Source organism: Nocardioides sp. URHA0032, assembly GCF_000620645.1.
Lineage (GTDB): Bacteria > Actinomycetota > Actinomycetes > Propionibacteriales > Nocardioidaceae > Nocardioides.
Genome location: NZ_KK211159.1, coordinates 798552 through 815592 on the forward strand (window position 1 = coordinate 798552; position 17041 = coordinate 815592).

Genomic DNA, 17041 nt, shown 5'->3' on the forward strand with positions numbered 1-17041 from the left:
GGCACCGACGGCGCCCCTCAGGCCGTGGTGATCTGGCCGCCGTCGTCCTTGACCTCGACCCGCGACAGCGGTGAGGTCGCCGGACCGTGCTCGACCGAACCGTCCTGGATCGAGAACTTGCTGCCGTGACAGGTGCAGTTGATCGTGCCGTCCGAGACGGTCGACACCAGGCAGCCCTGGTGGGTGCAGACGGCCGAGAAGCCCTCGAAGGTCCCCTGGCTCGGCTGGGTCACCACGATCCGCTGGTCGGCGTAGATGGTGCCGCCGCCGACCGGGACGTCGGACGCCGGCCCGAGCTTCTCACCGGCCGCCGCGGTCGGCCCGGCCGAGGCGTTCGAGCCGCCCTTTCCGCATGCGGCCAGCAACGGGACCCCGACCCCGGTGGCGGCCGCTCCGGCCAGTGTGGTGCGGCGGGTGATCCCCACAGTGTCGGTCCCCTCAGGATGGCGGTCGTTGAATCTTCACCGTACCCAGCGGGTCCTGGGAACCACCGGTGCGGGTCGTGAGAGTCTGCTGAGAGTCAGCTGGCCCTCGTCCTGGCCGCCACCTTCTTCGCCGCCACCTTCTTCGCCACTGCCTTCTTCGTCGCTGCCTTCTTCGCCGGCGTCTTCCTGGCTGCCGCCTTCTTCACCGGCGCCGGTGCCGCGCTCGGGGAGCGCCGTCCCTTCGGCTGCGCCGCGGCCCGGCCCTCGAGCAGCGGCGCCAGGAACTGGCCCGTGTAGCTGTCGGCGTTGGCCGCGACCGCCTCGGGCGTGCCCTCGGCGACGACCATGCCGCCGCGCGAACCGCCCTCCGGACCCATGTCGACCAGCCAGTCGGCCGTCTTGATGACGTCGAGGTTGTGCTCGATGACGAGGACCGTGTTGCCCTGGTCGACCAGCCGGCCGAGCACCAGCAACAGCTTGCGGATGTCCTCGAAGTGCAGGCCCGTGGTCGGCTCGTCGAGCACGTAGACGGTGCGCCCGGTCGAGCGCTTCTGCAGCTCCGAGGAGAGCTTCACCCGCTGTGCCTCGCCTCCGGAGAGGGTGGTCGCGGGCTGCCCGAGCCGGACGTAGCCGAGGCCGACCTCGACGAGGGTCTTCATGTGCCGCGCGATCGCGGGCACCGCGGCGAAGAACTCCGCGGCCTCCTCGATCGGCATGTCGAGGACCTCGGCGATGGTCTTGCCCTTGTAGTGGACCTCGAGCGTCTCGCGGTTGTAGCGCGCACCGTGGCAGACCTCGCAGGGGACGTAGACGTCCGGGAGGAAGTTCATCTCGATCTTGATCGTGCCGTCGCCGGCGCACGCCTCGCAGCGGCCGCCCTTGACGTTGAACGAGAACCGACCCTGCAGGTAGCCGCGCATCTTCGCCTCGGGCGTCGACGCGAACAGCTTGCGGATGTGGTCGAACACGCCGGTGTACGTCGCCGGGTTGGACCGCGGGGTGCGGCCGATGGGCGACTGGTCGACATGGATCACCTTGTCGACGTGCTCGAGACCGGTGATCTTCTGGTGCCGGCCGGGCACCGCGCGGGCGTTGTAGATCTGCTTGGCCAGCGACGTGTACAGGATGTCGTTGACCAGCGTGGACTTGCCCGACCCCGAGACGCCGGTGACCGCGACGAAGAGCCCGAGCGGGAAGCTCACGTCGACGTCGCGGAGGTTGTGCTCGCGGGCGCCGTGCACGGTGAGCTCGCGGCCCTTGGTGCGGGGACGGCGTACCTCCGGCACCGGGATCTCCCGGCGTCCGGAGAGGTACTGCCCGGTCATCGAGTCGGGGTGCGTCAGGAGGTCGGCGACGTTGCCGCTGTGCACGACCTGGCCGCCGTGCTCGCCGGCGCCGGGACCGATGTCGACGACCCAGTCGGCCACCCGGATGGTGTCCTCGTCGTGCTCGACGACGATCAGCGTGTTGCCGAGCTCCTTGAGCCGGACCAGGGTCTCGATCAGCCGATGGTTGTCGCGCTGGTGGAGACCGATGGACGGCTCGTCGAGCACGTAGAGGACGCCGACCAGTCCGGCTCCGATCTGGGTGGCCAGCCGGATCCGCTGGGCCTCACCACCGGAGAGCGAGCCCGACGGCCGGTCCAGGGAGAGGTAGTCGAGGCCGACGTCGAGGAGGAAGTTCAGCCGTTCCTGGATCTCCTTGAGCACCCGCTCGCCGATCTGCCGCTCGCGGGCCGACAGGTCGAGGTTGCGGAGATAGTCCGCGGTCTCGTTGATCGGCATCGCGCAGACCTCGGCGATGTTCTTGCCGCCGTCCTGGAGGGAGGCGCCGAGCGTCACCGACATGGAGACCGGCTTGAGGCGGCTGCCGCCGCAGACCGGGCACGGCACCTCGCGCATGAAGCCCTCGAACCGCTCCCGGCTCACGTCGGACTCGGCCTCGTGGTGGCGCCGCTCGATGTAGGAGCCGACGCCCTCGAACTCGGCGTAGTAGGCGCGCTGGCGGCCGTACCGGTTGCGCGTGACGACGTGCACCTTCGTCGGGTGACCGTTCAGGATCGCCTGCCGGCCCTTCGCCGGCAGGTCCTCCCACGGGGTGTTCAGGTCGAAGCCGAGCTCGTCGCCGAGCGCGCCCATCAGCCGCAGGAAGTAGTCGGCGACGTGCGCCTGGCTCCACGGCTGGATGGCACCCTCGCCGAGCGTCGCCTGCGGGTTCGGGACGACCAGCTCGGGGTCGACCTCGAGGCGGGTGCCGAGTCCGTGGCACGTGGGGCAGGCGCCGAAGGGCGAGTTGAACGAGAACGACCGCGGCTCGAGCTCGTCGGTGTCGATCGGGTGGTCGTTCGGACACGCCATCTTCTCGCTGAACTTCACCTCACGGCCCGGGTCCTTGGGGTCGAGGTCGACGAAGTCGAAGAGCACGAGGCCGCCCGCGAGCTGGAGCGCGGTCTCGACCGAGTCGGTCAGCCGGCGCTTCGAGGACTCCTTGACCGCGAGCCGATCGACGACCACCTCGATGGTGTGCTTCTTCTGCTTGTCCAGCTTCGGCGGCTCGTCGAGGGAGTACGTCTCGCCGTTCACCCGGGCGCGCGAGAAGCCCTGCGTCTGGAGCTGCTTGAAGAGTTCGACGTACTCGCCCTTCCGGCCCCGGATCACCGGCGCGAGCACCTGGAACCGCAGCCCCTCCTCCATCGCGAGGACCCGGTCGACGATCTGCTGCGGGGTCTGCCGCTCGATCGGCGCGCCGCAGGTCGGGCAGTGGGCGCGACCGGCCCGCGCGTACAGCAGACGCAGGTAGTCATAGACCTCGGTGATGGTGCCGACCGTCGAGCGCGGGTTCTTCGACGTCGACTTCTGGTCGATCGACACCGCCGGTGACAGACCCTCGATGAAGTCGACGTCGGGCTTGTCCATCTGGCCGAGGAACTGCCGGGCGTAGGCCGAGAGCGACTCGACGTACCGCCGCTGGCCCTCGGCGAAGATCGTGTCGAACGCCAGCGAGGACTTGCCCGAGCCGGACAGACCGGTGAAGACGATGAGCGAGTCGCGTGGCAGGTCGAGCGAGACGTCCTTCAGGTTGTGCTCCCGGGCTCCCCGGATGATGAGCTGGTCCGCCACTGACTGATTCCCCTCGCTTCGAACAGGTGTTCGCCATCCTAACGGGCGCGAACAATGCACAACACATCCGCACGGGCCCGTGTTCCCCACCCTAGGGCGGGGCACCGACATCCGGTTCCCGCCCCGCTTTCCGGCAGGATGGGGCCATGGCCGACCCCCTGGATCTGTCCGAAGCCACCCGGCGACTGATCCGCTCGGCGGACGCGCTGACCGAGGACCAGTTCGCCGAGCCGAGCGGGCTGCCCGGCTGGACCCGCGCGCACGTGCTCGCCCACCTGGCGCTGAACGCCGAGGGCCTGGCCGGCGCGCTCACAGGCGTCGTCGAGGGCCGCCGCGTGCCGATGTACGCCTCGCAGGAGGCGCGCGACGGCGACATCGAGGACCTGGCCGGCCACGAGCCGTCCGTGGTCCGCACCCGCCTGCTCGCCGCGTGCACCGACCTGGCCGACGCGATCGCCGCCGTACCGGAGGACCAGGCGGACGCCGTCATCGACCGGGTGCCGGGCGGCCGGACCTTCACGGTGGGCGACGTCGCGTGGATGCGGCTGCGCGAAGTCGAGATCCACCACGCCGACCTCGCCGCCGGCTACGACCGCTCCTCCTGGTCGCCGGCCTTCGCGGTGCACGTGCTCGACGGGATGCTCGCGAGGGACGCCGCGGCCCAGCCGTTCACGGCCCGGGCCACGGACCTGGACCGCGAGTGGGCGCACGGCAACGGCGGACCGGTCGTGTCCGGCCGGGCCGTCGACCTCGCCTGGTGGCTGACCGGGCGCGGGTCCGGTGACGGTGTGACGAGCGAAGGCGGCACCTTGCCGCAGATCGGAGCGTGGTGATCATGGGTTCCTACACCGGCGACGTCTCGGTCGGGGGCGCTCCCGACGTCCGGGAGCTCGAGCACCTGAGGATCACCAAGGTCGCGGTCGACGAGAAGATGTCGAACAACTGCTACCTGCTGACCTGTCGTGACACCGGTGACCAGGTCCTGATCGACGCCGCCGACGCCGCGTCCGTCCTGCTGCCGCTGATCGGCGACGCGGGCCTGACCACCGTGATCACGACGCACCAGCACTGGGACCACCACCGGGCGCTGGCCGAGGTGGTCGCCGCGACCGGTGCGACGGTCGTCGCCGGCGCGCCCGACGCACCGGCGATCACCGAGCAGACCGGCGTACCCGTCGACCGGGCGGTCGCCCAGGGCGACACCGTCGCCGTCGGATCGTGCACGCTCTCCGTGATCGCCATCGCCGGCCACACCCCCGGCTCGATCGCGCTGCTGTACGACGACCCGGCCGGTCACCCGCACCTGTTCACCGGCGACTCGCTGTTCCCCGGCGGCGTCGGCAACACCTTCGGCGACGAGGCGGCGTTCGTGCAGCTCATCGACGAGGTCGAGACCAAGGTCTTCCAGCGGCTCCCCGACGACACCTGGTTCTACCCCGGCCACGGCGGCGACTCGACGCTCGGCGCCGAGCGGCCGGCGCTCCCCGACTGGCGGGCGCGGGGCTGGTAGGCACGCGGATTGGTCACCAACCGCAGAAATGGAGCGCTCCCACCTGCGGTTCGTGACCAATCGACGAGGTCAGCGGCCGACGGGTGAGTGCGCCACCGCACCGCCCGCTGACGGGGTCGCCGGCCGCACCCGCCGGTCGCGTCGGACGTGCGGATTGGTCACCAACCGCAGAGATGGAGCGCTCCCACCTGCGGTTCGTGACCAATCGACGAGGACACGAGCCCCGTCAGGCCGAGGTCAGACCGACCCCGGGTAGAGGTCAGGCGACCGCCGGCCAGTCCGGACCGGCGGGGGCTGGGCCTGGGCCGCTGGGGCCACCGGGGCTGCCGAGGTCGCCGTGGTCGTCGTCCCAGGCGGCGATCGGACGGAACGGCGCGAGGCCGGGGCCGGCGATCGGGGGCAGGTTGTCGAACTGGCGCAGCTCCAGCGGGTCGGCCGTGACCGTCGACCAGTCGGCCAGGTCCTCGAGGAAGGTCAGGTCGCCGTGGTCGGGCACGACGTCGAGATCGATGAGCTCCTCGACCGGGATCCCGTTCGGCAGGCGGTCGTTGGCGAGCGTGGCGAAGACCGTGAGCGCCGCCCAGTCGGGCGCGGTGCCGGCGTCGAGGTGGTCCAGCAGGGAGTCCTCCGCGACACCCGCGTCGATGACCATCACCAGCCGTGAGGTGCCGTGGACGTCGGCCCAGCGCCACATGGTCCGGGCACCGATCCGGTGGGCCGTGGCCCGGTCCAGGACCCGGATGACGGTCGTCTCCGGGAGGGACTCCGAGAGCATCAGGTTCTCCACGTCGAGGAAGGTGACGCGCTCGGGGTCACGGGAGACCTGGCGCAACCGGCGGTCGGGGTCACGCTGCCGGGCAGCCTGGCTCGCAGGCTTCGTCATGGTCGCGGCGATGCTCCACCCCACCAGGGCCACGATGATCAAGCACATTCCGAGAAACATGGCTCATCCCTCATCCCTCATCCGGACCCCGGCGCCCGGTCCGGCGATCAGGAAGGAACGGCGATCACGGCCGCTGGTCGGGGCTGTCTCGGTGCATGGTTGAGCATCAAACTTCCCTCGGGTCCTCACCGTTACGCGCGTGAGCACGATCACGTCCGCTGGTCTGGACCTCGCGTTTGGAACGCGCTCTCAGTGATAGGTCACCTTGACGGTGTCGGTCACCGGGACGGACTGGCACCCGAGGCGGATGCCCTCGGCGAGGTCGTCGTCGTCCAGCACGTCGTTGTGCAGCATCTTGACCTCACCCTCGAGGAGCCGGATGGCGCACGCCGAGCACTCCCCCTCACGGCAGGAGTACGGCGCCTTGACGCCCTTCGACTCGAGGTGGTCGAGCAGCTTCGTGCCGGGCGCCCAGTCGTCGAAGACGTAGTCCTGGCCGTCGAGCTCCACCTCGAGGCGCACCGGCCCCTGCGGCCGGCCCTCGTTCGCGGCGGCGTCCAGGGCGGCATCGTCCTCGTCGCGCTCGGCGTCCTCGATCTCGTGCTCGGCGACCTCCTGGTCGTGCAGGTCGCCGAACGGGTTCCCGCCGAGGGACACGAACTTCTCCTGGTGCCGCCGCTCGCGCGGGAACTCCAGCTCCTTGAGCGCGGCGATCGTCATCTTCATGAACGGCGCCGGGCCGCAGACGAAGGCGTCGTACGACGTGAAGCTGCTCGCGAAGGCCTTCAGCTGCTCCTGGCTGGGCAGTCCCTGCACCGACTCGAGCCAGTGCACGACCACCAGCCGGTCCGGGTTCTCGGCCGCGAGGCGGGTCAGCTCCTCGGCGAAGATCACCGACCTCTCGTCGCGGTTGGCGTAGAAGAGCACGATCCTCCCGGTGCCCTGCTGGAGCGCCGTGCGGGTGATCGAGATGACGGGGGTGATGCCGCTGCCGCCGGCGAACAGCAGCAGGTCGGCCGACAGCGAGGCCGGCGTGAAGATGCCGCTGGGCGGCAGCACCCGCACCGAGTCGCCGTCGCGGACGTGGTCGCAGATCCAGTTCGACGCGTAGCCGTCCGCGGTCCGCTTGACGGTGATCGTCAGCGGGCCGCCGCCGACGGGGCTGCTGGAGAGTGAGTAGCAGCGGGCTGCCACGCCCGTCCGGTCGCTCGGCACGGCCAGGGTCAGGAACTGCCCCGGCCTGTAGGCGAACTGCTCCTCGGCGCCGGCGGGGACCTCGAAGGAGATGGAGTGCGCGTCCGCGGTCTCCTCGACCACGTCCACGACCTTCAGCTCGAAGGACTCGTCGGACATGTGACTAGTAACCGTCCTCGGCTCCGATGGGGACCTGCCCCTCGCGTACGGCGGCCTCGATGCTGGCGGCCAGGCGCGGGCAGCCGGGGTGGGCGTCGCGTCCGCCCCTGCGGCGCGCGAGCTCCGGGCACTGCCTGCGGGACTCCGTCGTCCACTGGATCGAGGTGTGGTGGTCGCTGTTCTTCTTCACGCCCACCCGAGCCAGGCAGTCGAGGCAGGCGACCTCGACCAGCCGGGCGGACGTGTAGAGACGCTGGTCCTCGAGCGTGTCGGCGCTCGTCGGGACGAAGGAGGCCATCAGGTCCCCGACATCATCTGGGGAGTCTCCGTCGAGTCGCCGGACGAGTGCGACTCGCCGTCCTCGTCGGCCTTCCTGCGGAGGTTCTCGGCGACCTCCTCCTGCCAGAACTCGTTGGCCCTCGTGGTGTCCACCTCGAACTCGAACCGGTCCACCATCTCCGGGACGACGTCGGCCTTGTCCACGTAGAACTGCTCGTACCAGCGGCGCAGCTGGTAGACGGGGCCGTCCTCCTCGCAGAGCAGCGGGTTCTGGACGGGCACCTTGTTCTTCCAGATGTGCACGTCCTGGAGGAAGCCCTCGCCGAACATCTGCGCGTACTTCTTCGCGATGTACTGCGCGGTGTCGTCGTCGATGCCCTCCGGCTTCTTCACGGTGATGCCGTACTGCAGCGTGAAGGAGTCGGGCCCGGTCGGGATGTGGCAGTTGATGAGGATGACCTCGGTCTCGAAGCCCTTGTAGTCGACGTCGAGCCAGTTGATCATGTACGCCGGTCCGTAGTACGTCGCCTCGGACTTGAGGAACAGCTCGGCGCTGCCGTACCCGCCGGACTTGTCCGGGCGCCCCTTCGACTCCATGTACTGGGTCGCCTCGGTGCCCTCGAAGACGTTGCGGAAGCTGGTCGGGAACGAGAAGTGCACGTAGTAGAAGTGCGCCATGTCCACGACGTTGTCGATCAGCTCGCGGCAGTGCGAGTCGGTGATCGGCACGACCTCCCACGACCAGTCGGTGTACTCGCCCTCCGCCACCCCGGGCAGCACCGGCGGCAGGATGTCCAGGTCCGGCTCGGAGCCCTCGACGTCGTGCCAGATCAGCACCTGGCCGTTGCGGATCTGCACCGGGTACCGCTGGGTCCGGGCGCGCAGCGGGACGCGGCGGGCGTAGGGGATCTGCTTGCACTTGCCGTCCCCGCCCCAGCGCCAGTCGTGGAACGGGCAGGCGATCTCGTCGCCCTTCACCTCGCCCTGGGTGAGGTCGCCGCCCATGTGCCGGCAGTAGCCGTCCAGGACGTTGATCTCGCCCTTCGAGTCCTCCCAGACCACGACCTTGCCGCCGAACGCCTCGATGCCGTGCGGCTTGCCGTCCCGGAAGGAGTCGGCGAGGCCGAGACAGTGCCAGCCGCGCGCGAACCGCTCCGGCGGAGTGCCCTGGTCGAGGCTCCGCGCCTTCGCGTGGGTGGTCTCACTCATGCCGTGCCTCCAGACCTGTGGACCAAAACGAGAACAGGTTATAGTTTTCCAGCGGCGGATACCAGCGCCACCCCTCACCTTCCCACCGGGAGTCCCCGATGCACATCGCCCTCACGCCCGAGCAGGAGAGGCTCCGCGAGGAGCTGCGCGAGTACTTCGCCACGCTCGTCACGCCCGAGGTGAAGGCCGGCCTCGCCTCGGCGACCGGCGAGTTCGGCGAGGCCGGCGTCTACAAGGACGTGATCCGCCGGCTCGGCGCGGACGGCTGGCTCGGCATCGGGTGGCCGAAGGAGTACGGCGGGCAGGCGCGGTCGATGACCGACCAGCTGATCTTCACCGACGCGGCGGCGGTCGCCGGCGTACCGATCCCGTACCTGACGCTCAACACCGTCGGGCCGACGATCATGCGCTACGGCACCGACGAGCAGAAGGAGTACTTCCTCCCGCGGATCCTCCAGGGCGAGCTGCACTTCTCGATCGGCTACTCCGAGCCGGGCTCCGGCACCGACCTCGCCTCCCTGAGGACCCGCGCGGTGCGCGAGGGCGACGAGTGGGTGATCAACGGCCAGAAGATGTGGACGTCCCTCATCCAGTACGCCGACTGGCTCTGGCTCGCCTGCCGCACCGATCCCGACCTGCCGCGCCACAAGGGCCTCTCGATGATCCTGGTGCCGGCCGACTCCCCCGGGTTCTCCTACACGCCGGTGCACACCGTGGCCGGCGTGAGCACCAGCGCGACGTACTACGAGGACGTCCGGGTGCCGGCGTCGAACCTGGTGGGCGAGCTGAACGGCGGCTGGTCGCTGATGACCAACCAGCTCAACCACGAGCGGGTCGCGCTCACCTCCGCCGCCCCGCTGACCTACTCCATCGAGATGGTCCGGCGCTGGGCGCAGGAGACGAAGAACCCCGACGGGCAGCGCGTCATCGACACCGAGTGGGTGCAGATCGCGCTCGGCCGTGCCCATGCGCGCGCCGAGGCGCTCCGCCTGATCAACTGGAAGCTCGCGGCCGACGCCGACGCCGGTGTGGACCTCTCACCCGCCGAGGCGTCCGCGACCAAGATCTACGGCTCCGAGCTGGCGACCGAGGTCTACCGCACGCTGATGGAGGTGGTCGGCCCGAACGCCGGCGTCACCGGCGACTCCGAGGGGGCGGTGCTGCAGGGCCGGCTGGAGCGCTTCTACCGCTCCGCGCTGGTGATGACCTTCGGCGGCGGCACCAACGAGATCCAGCGCGACATCATCGGGTACGTCGGCCTCGGCCTCCCCGCTGCACGGCGTTGAATTCAAAGACAGGGAGCTGAACGACATGGACTTCCGGTTCACCCAGGAGCAGGACGAGGCCGCGGAGCTCGCGGCCGGGATCCTCGAGGACCGCGCCACCAACGAGCGACTGAAGGAGGTCGAGGCGGCCGGCGACCGGTTCGACCGCGACCTGTGGGCCTCGCTCGGTGGGGCGGGCCTGCTCGGCCTCGCGCTGCCGGAGGAGCACGACGGGGCGGGGCTCGGCATCGTCGAGCTGTGCCGCGTGCTCGTCGAGGTCGGCCGCACGGTCGCCCCGGTGCCGCTGGCCGCGCACGGTGCCGCCTCCCGGCTGCTCGCGGAGCTCGGCTCGGACGAGCAGAAGGCCGCGTGGCTACCCCGCGCCGCGTCGGGTGCCGCCGTGCTGACGGCCGCCATCGCCGAGGAGCGCGCCTGGGCGCCGAGCCGGCCCACCACCGTGGCGACGCCCGACGGCGAGGGCCACCGGCTCACCGGGAGCAAGGCCGTCGTACCCGCCGGGCCGTACGCCGACCTGTTCCTGGTCCCCGCCGAGACACCGTCCGGCGTCGGTGTGTTCCTCGTCGAGCCCGGCGACCCCGGCGTGACCGTGGTCGCCCAGACGTTCTCCGACCGCGACGCGGTCGCCCGCCTCGACCTGGACGGGGCCGTGCTCGGCGCCGACCGCCTCGTGGGCGACGCGGACGGCGTCGCCGACCACCGCCTGCGCCAGCTCGTGGTGCTGACCGGCGCGGCCGAGCAGCTCGGCATCACCGAGGGTGCGCTGCGGCTGACCTCGACGTACGCGAAGACGCGCGAGCAGTTCGGCCGGCCGATCGGCACTTTCCAGGCCGTCTCGCAACGGCTCGCGGACGGCTACATCGACGTGCTCGGCCAACGGCTCACGCTCTGGCAGGCGGCCTGGCGGATGCAGGAGGGCCTGCCCGCCGACACCGAGGTCGCGATCGCCAAGCTGTGGGCGGCGGACGCCGGCCACCGGCTCGCGCACACGACCGTGCACGTGCACGGTGGCGTCGGCATCGACCTGGACGGCGAGGCACACCGGTACTTCACCAGCGCCAAGCGGTTCGAGTTCCAGGGCGGCGGCGCCACCGAGCAGGCGCTGACGATAGGACGGGCGCTGGCGGCCGAGCCGGCATGACCATGCCGACCGTCCGCGAGCAGCTGCTCGCGAGGTCGGGTGACGACTCCCCCGGGCTGCTGTTCGAGGACGAGTCGTGGACGTGGGACGAGGTCGTGCGCGAGTCGTGCGTGCGGTCGGCCGTGCTCGCGACGATGCTGCCGGACGGCGAGCCGCCCCACGTCGGCGTGCTGCTGGAGAACGTCCCCGAGTTCGCGTTCCTCCTCGGCGGCGCGGCGCTGGGTGGCCAGGTGGTCGTCGGGCTGAACCCGACCCGTCGTGGCACGGCGCTCGCTGCGGACGTCGCGCGGGCGGACGTGCAGGTCGTCGTCACCGACGCGACGTACGCCGACCTGCTGTCGGAGGTGGACGTCCCGGTGCTGCCGGTGGAGTGCCCGGACTGGGCGGCGCTGCTGGAGGAGCACGCAGGCGCACCGGTGCCGGCGGTCGAGGTCGGGCCCGACGACCTGACGATGCTGATCTTCACCTCGGGCACGTCCGGCGACCCCAAGGCCGTCAACGTCACGCAGGCGAAGGTCGCCTACCCGGGCCAGTTCCTCGCCGAGCGGTTCGGGCTGTCCCCCGCGGACACGGCGTACCTGTCGATGCCGATGTTCCACTCGAACGCGATCATGGCCGGCTGGGGTCCCGCCCTGGCAGCAGGCGCGACGGTGGCGCTGGCGCGGCGGTTCTCGGCGTCGGGCTTCCTCCCCGACGTGCGGCGGTACGGCGCGACCTACGCGAACTACGTCGGCAAGCCGCTCACCTACGTGATGGCCACGCCCGAGCGGGCCGACGACGCCGACAACCCGCTGCGGCTGGTCTTCGGCAACGAGGCGAACGACCGCGACATCTCGGGCTTCGCGCGCCGGTTCGGCTGCGTCGTCGTCGACTCCTACTCCTCCACCGAGAACGCCGTCATCGTGCAGCGGGTCCCGGAGATGCCGCCCGGATCGCTCGGGCGCCCGATCGAGGGCGTCAAGGTGCTGGACCCGGAGACGATGGCGGAGACGGCGGACGCGGCCTTCGGGCCGAACGGTGAGCTGCTCAATGCGGACGAGGCGACGGGTGAGCTCGTGAACACGCTCGGGCCCGGGGCGTTCGCGGGCTACTACCAGGACCCGGACGCCGAGGCCGAGCGGATGCGCGGCGGCATGTACTGGTCGGGAGACCTGGCGTACCGGGACGCCGACGGCTTCGTCTACTTCGCCGGTCGCACCGCCGACTGGCTGCGCGTCGACGGCGAGAACCTCGCCGCCGCTCCGATCGAGCGCATCCTGCTGCGCCACCCCGCCGTCTCCGAGGCGGCGGTGTACGCCGTCCCGGACGAGTCGGTCGGCGACCAGGTGATGGCCGCCGTGGTGGTCACCGCGCCTCTCGAGCCGGCCGGCTTCGAGGCCTTCCTCGCCGCCCAGCCTGACCTGTCCGAGAAGGCCTGGCCGAGATACGTCCGCGTGGTCGACACGCTCCCCCGCACGGCCACGAACAAGGTGCTCAAGCGGACCCTCGCCGCCGAAGGACCGGTCGCCGGCGACGGGGTGCTCTGGATGCGCGAACCGCGCGCCACGACGTACTCCGAGTGAGTCGCGAAGACCTGTCCCTACGGCCGCTCTACCTCGGCGAACACCGGCCGGCCCACCTCGGGGTCGTCGAACAGCCGCTGCGGGTCGGTGGTGTTCCGCGAGATCGAGACGAGGAGCTTCCCGTCCGCGAGCGGCACCTCAGGGTGCGCGAGGGGTGCGTACGTGAGGTGTCCGGTGTCGAAGCCGGCCGGTGCGGCCACCCCCTTGCGCGGCGTCCAGGGTCCGTACGGCGTCGGCGCCGTCCAGACGTACACGAAGTCACCCAGGTCGCCGTCCCGCTTGGAGACCGCGACCCACTGTCCGTCGATCCGGTCCACGGACAGCGTCTGCGACACCCCGCCCGGGGCGGGGAGCACGGCGGCCGCCCGGCTCATGTCGGAGCCCCACCGGCCGCCGTCCCAGAACTCCCACCGGCTGCGGTCGGTCGGGTCGGAGATCGGAGCGCGCCCGACGTACAGCTCACGCCCGAAGTCGTGACCGGTCCGGCGGGTGCCGAACATGTAGAACCACCGGCGGTGGACCGGGCCGCCGCGCCCCAGTTGACCTGGTCGAGCGAGTCGTCGTCCGGTGAGATCCGCATGATCTCCGACAGCTGCGGGGTGCCGTCGGTCGCCACGGTGAAGACGGCGGCGTCGGTCCCGAGGAACGTGTAGTCCAGGCCCTCGCCCGTCCCCCGGCGGGTGCGCGCGCAGAACACCACCAGGACCTCGTCGACGCCCGGCTCCGCCCGGCTCTCGATGGGTCGCATGGCGACGATCGACATCGGCCAGCGGACCACGCCCGGAGCGGCGTCCGGCACCACCGGGCCGTCGGCGGGCGCCCGGACCTGCGCGATACAGGTGCCCGACGAGACCAGCATCGAGTTCGCGACCAGGCGCGGGGAGATGGAGGCCGAGCGGACCGTGTCGCCGAACACCCACACCACCCGCTGGTCGCGAAGCTGCGCGCTCGCGCCGATGTCGGCCGCCTGCCATGCGGGCAGGTCCGCCGAGGCGACCACGCGGTTCAGGCCGTCGACGGTCAGGCCGGGGATCCGCCGGGGGCCGTCGGGGCAGGCCGGTGCGGTGCGGTACGCCGTGTCCGCCTCCGGCCGCGGCCCAGCGGACGCGCTGCAGGCGGTCGCGAGCACGCCCACCAGCAGCAGGCCCACGATCCGGCGCACGCGACCAGCGTGTCACCGATCGGCGGGCGGCGGGGACGGTTCGGTGTCGCCGGTCGTGAACGGCGTGCCACCTCCGAACCCGTCCCGGACCTGGGCGGCATCGAGGACGCGGTACGGCGCGGCAGCGGTGGCCGACCGCCGCCGCAGCTCGGCGACCGGCACGGGCCCGCGCGAGGCGACCACGACCAGGTTGCCCAGCCGGCGGGCCCGCATCGTCGCAGGCTCGGCGGTCAGCATCAGCTCGGGGAATACGGTGCGCAGCCCGGCGAGCACCCGCCTGGCCCAGCCGAACGGCGCCCGGTCGGTCAGGTTCAGCGCGAACAGGCCGGTCGGCTCGAGGACCCGGCTGACGTCACGGAAGAACTCGGCCGTGACCAGGTCGCCGGGCACCCGGGCATCCGCGAACGCGTCGAGGACGACCAGCTCGGCGTGCCCGTCCCGCAGCTCGGCGACGCCGCGCCTGCCGTCGAGCGGACGCACCTTGATGCCGCTGCGCGGCGGCAGCGGCAGCTGGGCCCGGACCATCTCGGTGACGTCGGCGGCCGGCTCCAGGACGACCTGGGCGGAGCGTGGCCGGGCGGCCGCGACGTACCGCGGCAGCGTCAGCGCGGCGCCGCCGACGTGCAGGACCCGGAGCGGCGCGCCGGGGGGCGCGGCCGCGTCGATCACGTCCGCGATCCGGCGCACGTACTCGAACTCGAGCCGCAGCGGGTGGCGGAGGTCGACGTGCGACTGGTTCATCCCGGCCATCCGCAGCACGAACGTGCCCGGCCGGTCACCCGGCACGATCTCGGACGGCTCCACGGCTGCACCGTACGATGCCGCGGTGCTCAGCGCGTCCGACCCGCTCCCCTCCCGACCCGAGCGGGTTGCCGTCGCCGGCGTGAGCGGCTCGGGCAAGAGCACGCTCGCGCGGCGCGTCGCTGAGGTCCTGGGCCTGCCGTACGTCGAGCTGGACTCGCTGTTCCACGGACCGGGATGGGTCCCCCGGCCGACGTTCGAGGCCGACGTCGAGGCGTTCCTGGCTGCCGGCCGCTGGGTGACGGAGTGGCAGTACGACCGTGCTCGTCCCCTGCTCACCGCCGGCGCCGACCTCCTGGTCTGGCTGGACCTACCGTTCCCGCTGACGCTGAGCCGGCTGGTCCGCCGTACCGTCGGCCGACGGCTGCGCCTGGAGGAGCTCTGGAACGGCAACCGGGAGGGCCCGCTGCACACCTTCTTCACCGACCGCGAGCACGTCGTGCGGTGGGCGGTCCGCAGCCGGAACGCGTACGACACCCGGGTGCCGGCTGTGGCGGCGCAGCGACCCGAGCTGCCGATCGTGCGCCTGGGCAGCCGGCGCGACGTGGACCGCTGGGTCGAGGAGGTGCTCGCCTCGTTAGCCTGACGGCCATGCGTCCCCCGTCTGCCGAGGTCGCGGCCCTGGCCGCAGCGCGCCTGTCGGCCCTCGCGACGCCGCCGGGTGCACTCGGCAGGCTCGGTGACCTCGCCGTCTGGCTGGCCGCGGCGCAGGGAGAGGTCCCGCCGCGCGAGCTGACGAACGTCCGCCTGGTGATCTTCGCGGGCGACCACGGCGTGGCGCGACACGGTGTCTCGGCGTACCCGCCCGCGATCACGGCCGCCATGGTCCGCTCGTTCGTGGCCGGCCGGGCCGCGGTGAACGCGCTGGCCCGGGCGCACGACGTGCACGTCCGGGTCCTCGACCTCGGCGTCGACGACGAGCTCGCCGGCGTGCCCGACGACGTCCGCCTCCACAAGGTGCGGCGCTCCTCGGGCGCGATCCACCTCGAGGACGCCCTCACGGCAGCGGAGACCCGGACGTCGCTGGCCGCCGGCGCGACGGTCGCCCGTGAGGAGGTCCACGCCGGCGCCCAACTGCTGCTGAGCGGCGACATGGGCATCGGCAACACCACGCCCGCGGCGGCCCTGGTCGCGGCCGGGCTGGGACTGCCGGCCGTCGAGGTCACCGGCCGCGGCACCGGCGTGGACGACCCGACCCTGGCGCACAAGCAGGCGGTGGTGCAGCAGGCCCTCGACCGGGCGGGCGGGCGCGCCGAGGATCCCGTCGCGGCGCTCGCGGCGTTGGGCAGCGCGGACCTCGCGGCCAGCACCGGGTTCCTGCTGGAGGCCGCGCGCCTCGGCGTGCCCGTGCTGCTCGACGGGCTGATGGCCGTCGCGTGCGCGCTGACCGCCGACCGGATCGAGCCCGGCGCCGCCGCGTGGTTCGCCGCAGGGCACCGCTCCACGGAGCCCGCGCAGTCGCTCGCACTCGGCAAGCTCGGCCTCGAGCCCGTCCTGGACCTGGGCATGCGGCTCGGCGAGGGCAGCGGCGCGGTCGCCGCAGTGCCGGTGCTGCGGAGCGCCGTCGCCCTGCTGCGCGACGTCGCGCTGCTCGAGGAGCTCGGTGGCTGACGCCTGGCGGCTGGCGGTCGGCACGCTCACGGCGCTGCCGGTGAAGCCACCGCGGCACGTCGACGCACGCACGTCGCAGCGCGCGATGCTGCTCGCGCCGCTGGCGGTGGTCCCGCTCGGACTCCTCGTCGTGGCCGTCCTGGCCGCCGGTCAGGCGCTCGAGCTGCCGCGCCTCGCGACCGGCTTCCTCGCCGTCGGCGCGCTGGCCGCTGGCACCCGTGCGCTGCACTGGGACGGCCTCTCCGACACCGTGGACGGCCTGTCCGCGTCGTACGACCCGGACCGGTCGCTCGCCGTCATGCGGACCGGCACCAGCGGGCCGTCCGGCGTGCTCGCGACGATCGTGGCCGCCGGCGTGCAGGCGACCGCCCTCGGGGCGCTCGCCGACGACCTGCTCGTGGCGGGCGCGCTGGTCTGCCTGTCCCGGTGCGCGCTGTGGATCGTGTGCTGCACGCGGGTGCCGGCCGCGCGTCCGGACGGCCTCGGCGCCGGCTTCGCGGGCACCGTGCCGGTCCCCGTGGCAGCAGTGGGCGGACTCCTGCTGTCGGTCACCGGCGGACTCGCCGTCCTCGTGCTGGTGCGGCAGGCAGTGCGGCGCCTCGGTGGAATCACCGGAGACGTGATGGGCGCGGCGGTCGAGATCTCGCTCGCGACGACGCTGCTGACCTGGGCGGCGTTCCGGGGGGCGTAGCCCGAGGCGCCG

17 protein-coding genes are annotated in these 17041 nt (G+C 72.0%); 8 read left to right on the forward strand and 9 right to left on the reverse strand.

Features of this window, described 5'->3' with window-relative positions:
- Positions 1-17: 17 nt before the first annotated feature.
- Both N538_RS0117665 and uvrA read right to left on the reverse strand, forming a co-directional pair.
- Positions 18-425, reverse strand: coding sequence for a Rieske (2Fe-2S) protein (locus tag N538_RS0117665; RefSeq protein WP_028638401.1), 408 nt, complete (start codon positions 423-425; stop codon positions 18-20).
- Positions 426-520: 95 nt separating this feature from the next.
- Complete coding sequence (gene uvrA, locus N538_RS0117670; protein WP_028638402.1) at positions 521-3544, reverse strand: excinuclease ABC subunit UvrA; 3024 nt, start codon at positions 3542-3544, stop codon at positions 521-523.
- Between the two features lie 146 nt (positions 3545-3690).
- Here uvrA and N538_RS0117675 point away from each other — a divergent pair, with 146 nt between their 5' ends.
- Entirely contained in the window at positions 3691-4377 is a 687-nt protein-coding gene (locus N538_RS0117675; protein ID WP_028638403.1) for a maleylpyruvate isomerase family mycothiol-dependent enzyme, read from the forward strand.
- Positions 4378-4379: 2 nt separating this feature from the next.
- Positions 4380-5054 carry an MBL fold metallo-hydrolase gene (locus tag N538_RS0117680; RefSeq protein ID WP_028638404.1) on the forward strand — a complete coding sequence of 225 codons (675 nt, stop codon included), beginning with the start codon at positions 4380-4382 and terminating at the stop codon, positions 5052-5054.
- Positions 5055-5313: 259 nt separating this feature from the next.
- On the opposite strand, the gene N538_RS0117685 is transcribed toward N538_RS0117680, so the two are convergent.
- The 4 genes from N538_RS0117685 to N538_RS0117700 all read right to left on the reverse strand — a co-directional run bounded on the left by N538_RS0117685 (position 5314) and on the right by N538_RS0117700 (position 8778).
- Positions 5314-5997 carry a hypothetical protein gene (locus N538_RS0117685; RefSeq protein ID WP_155992182.1) on the reverse strand — a complete coding sequence of 228 codons (684 nt, stop codon included), beginning with the start codon at positions 5995-5997 and terminating at the stop codon, positions 5314-5316.
- 189 nt (positions 5998-6186) lie between these two features.
- Positions 6187-7290: a ferredoxin--NADP reductase gene (locus N538_RS0117690; RefSeq protein WP_028638406.1), complete on the reverse strand. Its 1104-nt coding sequence runs from the start codon at positions 7288-7290 to the stop codon at positions 6187-6189.
- Between the two features lie 4 nt (positions 7291-7294).
- Positions 7295-7588: a hypothetical protein gene (locus N538_RS0117695; RefSeq protein WP_028638407.1), complete on the reverse strand. Its 294-nt coding sequence runs from the start codon at positions 7586-7588 to the stop codon at positions 7295-7297.
- A complete protein-coding gene (locus N538_RS0117700) occupies positions 7588-8778 on the reverse strand; it encodes a Rieske 2Fe-2S domain-containing protein (RefSeq protein ID WP_028638408.1) in 1191 nt (396 codons plus the stop codon). The genes N538_RS0117695 and N538_RS0117700 overlap by 1 nt, the downstream gene beginning before the upstream one ends.
- Positions 8779-8876: 98 nt before the next feature.
- Here N538_RS0117700 and N538_RS0117705 point away from each other — a divergent pair, with 98 nt between their 5' ends.
- Genes N538_RS0117705 through N538_RS0117715 form a run of 3 tightly spaced genes read left to right on the forward strand, consistent with a single transcriptional unit; the run spans position 8877 to position 12764 of the window.
- A complete protein-coding gene (locus N538_RS0117705) occupies positions 8877-10064 on the forward strand; it encodes an acyl-CoA dehydrogenase family protein (protein ID WP_028638409.1) in 1188 nt (395 codons plus the stop codon).
- A 25-nt stretch (positions 10065-10089) separates the two neighbouring features.
- Positions 10090-11202, forward strand: coding sequence for an acyl-CoA dehydrogenase family protein (locus tag N538_RS0117710; protein ID WP_028638410.1), 1113 nt, complete (start codon positions 10090-10092; stop codon positions 11200-11202).
- A complete protein-coding gene (locus N538_RS0117715; RefSeq protein WP_028638411.1) occupies positions 11199-12764 on the forward strand; it encodes a long-chain-fatty-acid--CoA ligase in 1566 nt (521 codons plus the stop codon). The genes N538_RS0117710 and N538_RS0117715 overlap by 4 nt, the downstream gene beginning before the upstream one ends.
- A 17-nt stretch (positions 12765-12781) precedes the next feature.
- On the opposite strand, the gene N538_RS28615 is transcribed toward N538_RS0117715, so the two are convergent.
- Genes N538_RS28615 through N538_RS0117730 form a run of 3 tightly spaced genes read right to left on the reverse strand, consistent with a single transcriptional unit; the run spans position 12782 to position 14730 of the window.
- On the reverse strand, positions 12782-13222 hold the full coding sequence (locus tag N538_RS28615) for a DUF4185 domain-containing protein (protein ID WP_231496267.1): 441 nt from the start codon (positions 13220-13222) through the stop codon (positions 12782-12784).
- Complete coding sequence (locus N538_RS29380; RefSeq protein WP_028638413.1) at positions 13135-13926, reverse strand: hypothetical protein; 792 nt, start codon at positions 13924-13926, stop codon at positions 13135-13137. Before N538_RS29380 ends, N538_RS28615 begins: the two co-directional genes overlap by 88 nt.
- A gap of 12 nt (positions 13927-13938) precedes the next feature.
- Positions 13939-14730, reverse strand: coding sequence for a spermidine synthase (locus N538_RS0117730; RefSeq protein WP_028638414.1), 792 nt, complete (start codon positions 14728-14730; stop codon positions 13939-13941).
- A gap of 22 nt (positions 14731-14752) precedes the next feature.
- Here N538_RS0117730 and N538_RS0117735 point away from each other — a divergent pair, with 22 nt between their 5' ends.
- From N538_RS0117735 to N538_RS0117745, 3 genes are read left to right on the forward strand one after another with little or no spacing between them, the layout of a single operon-like run.
- The gene (locus N538_RS0117735; RefSeq protein WP_028638415.1) at positions 14753-15313 is read left to right on the forward strand and encodes an ATPase AAA; all 561 of its coding nucleotides are present in this window, start codon (positions 14753-14755) and stop codon (positions 15311-15313) included.
- Between the two features lie 5 nt (positions 15314-15318).
- Positions 15319-16338, forward strand: a complete 1020-nt coding sequence (gene cobT / locus N538_RS0117740; protein ID WP_036570867.1) for a nicotinate-nucleotide--dimethylbenzimidazole phosphoribosyltransferase — start codon at positions 15319-15321, stop codon at positions 16336-16338.
- Positions 16331-17029 carry an adenosylcobinamide-GDP ribazoletransferase gene (locus N538_RS0117745; RefSeq protein ID WP_028638417.1) on the forward strand — a complete coding sequence of 233 codons (699 nt, stop codon included), beginning with the start codon at positions 16331-16333 and terminating at the stop codon, positions 17027-17029. Before cobT ends, N538_RS0117745 begins: the two co-directional genes overlap by 8 nt.
- Positions 17030-17041 lie beyond the last annotated feature (12 nt).

What these genes read in the sequence shown, in the direction of transcription:
- cobT (WP_036570867.1), top strand. Translation starts at nt 15,319, where the DNA reads ATGCGTCCCCCGTCTGCCGAGGTCGCGGCCCTGGCCGCAGCGCGCCTG.
- N538_RS0117715 (WP_028638411.1), top strand. Translation starts at nt 11,199, where the DNA reads ATGACCATGCCGACCGTCCGCGAGCAGCTGCTCGCGAGGTCGGGTGAC.
- N538_RS0117675 (WP_028638403.1), top strand. Translation starts at nt 3,691, where the DNA reads ATGGCCGACCCCCTGGATCTGTCCGAAGCCACCCGGCGACTGATCCGC.
- N538_RS0117700 (WP_028638408.1), bottom strand. Translation starts at nt 8,778, where the DNA reads ATGAGTGAGACCACCCACGCGAAGGCGCGGAGCCTCGACCAGGGCACT.
- N538_RS0117690 (WP_028638406.1), bottom strand. Translation starts at nt 7,290, where the DNA reads ATGTCCGACGAGTCCTTCGAGCTGAAGGTCGTGGACGTGGTCGAGGAG.
- N538_RS0117680 (WP_028638404.1), top strand. Translation starts at nt 4,380, where the DNA reads ATGGGTTCCTACACCGGCGACGTCTCGGTCGGGGGCGCTCCCGACGTC.
- N538_RS0117695 (WP_028638407.1), bottom strand. Translation starts at nt 7,588, where the DNA reads ATGGCCTCCTTCGTCCCGACGAGCGCCGACACGCTCGAGGACCAGCGT.
- N538_RS0117705 (WP_028638409.1), top strand. Translation starts at nt 8,877, where the DNA reads ATGCACATCGCCCTCACGCCCGAGCAGGAGAGGCTCCGCGAGGAGCTG.
- N538_RS0117710 (WP_028638410.1), top strand. Translation starts at nt 10,090, where the DNA reads ATGGACTTCCGGTTCACCCAGGAGCAGGACGAGGCCGCGGAGCTCGCG.
- N538_RS0117685 (WP_155992182.1), bottom strand. Translation starts at nt 5,997, where the DNA reads ATGTTTCTCGGAATGTGCTTGATCATCGTGGCCCTGGTGGGGTGGAGC.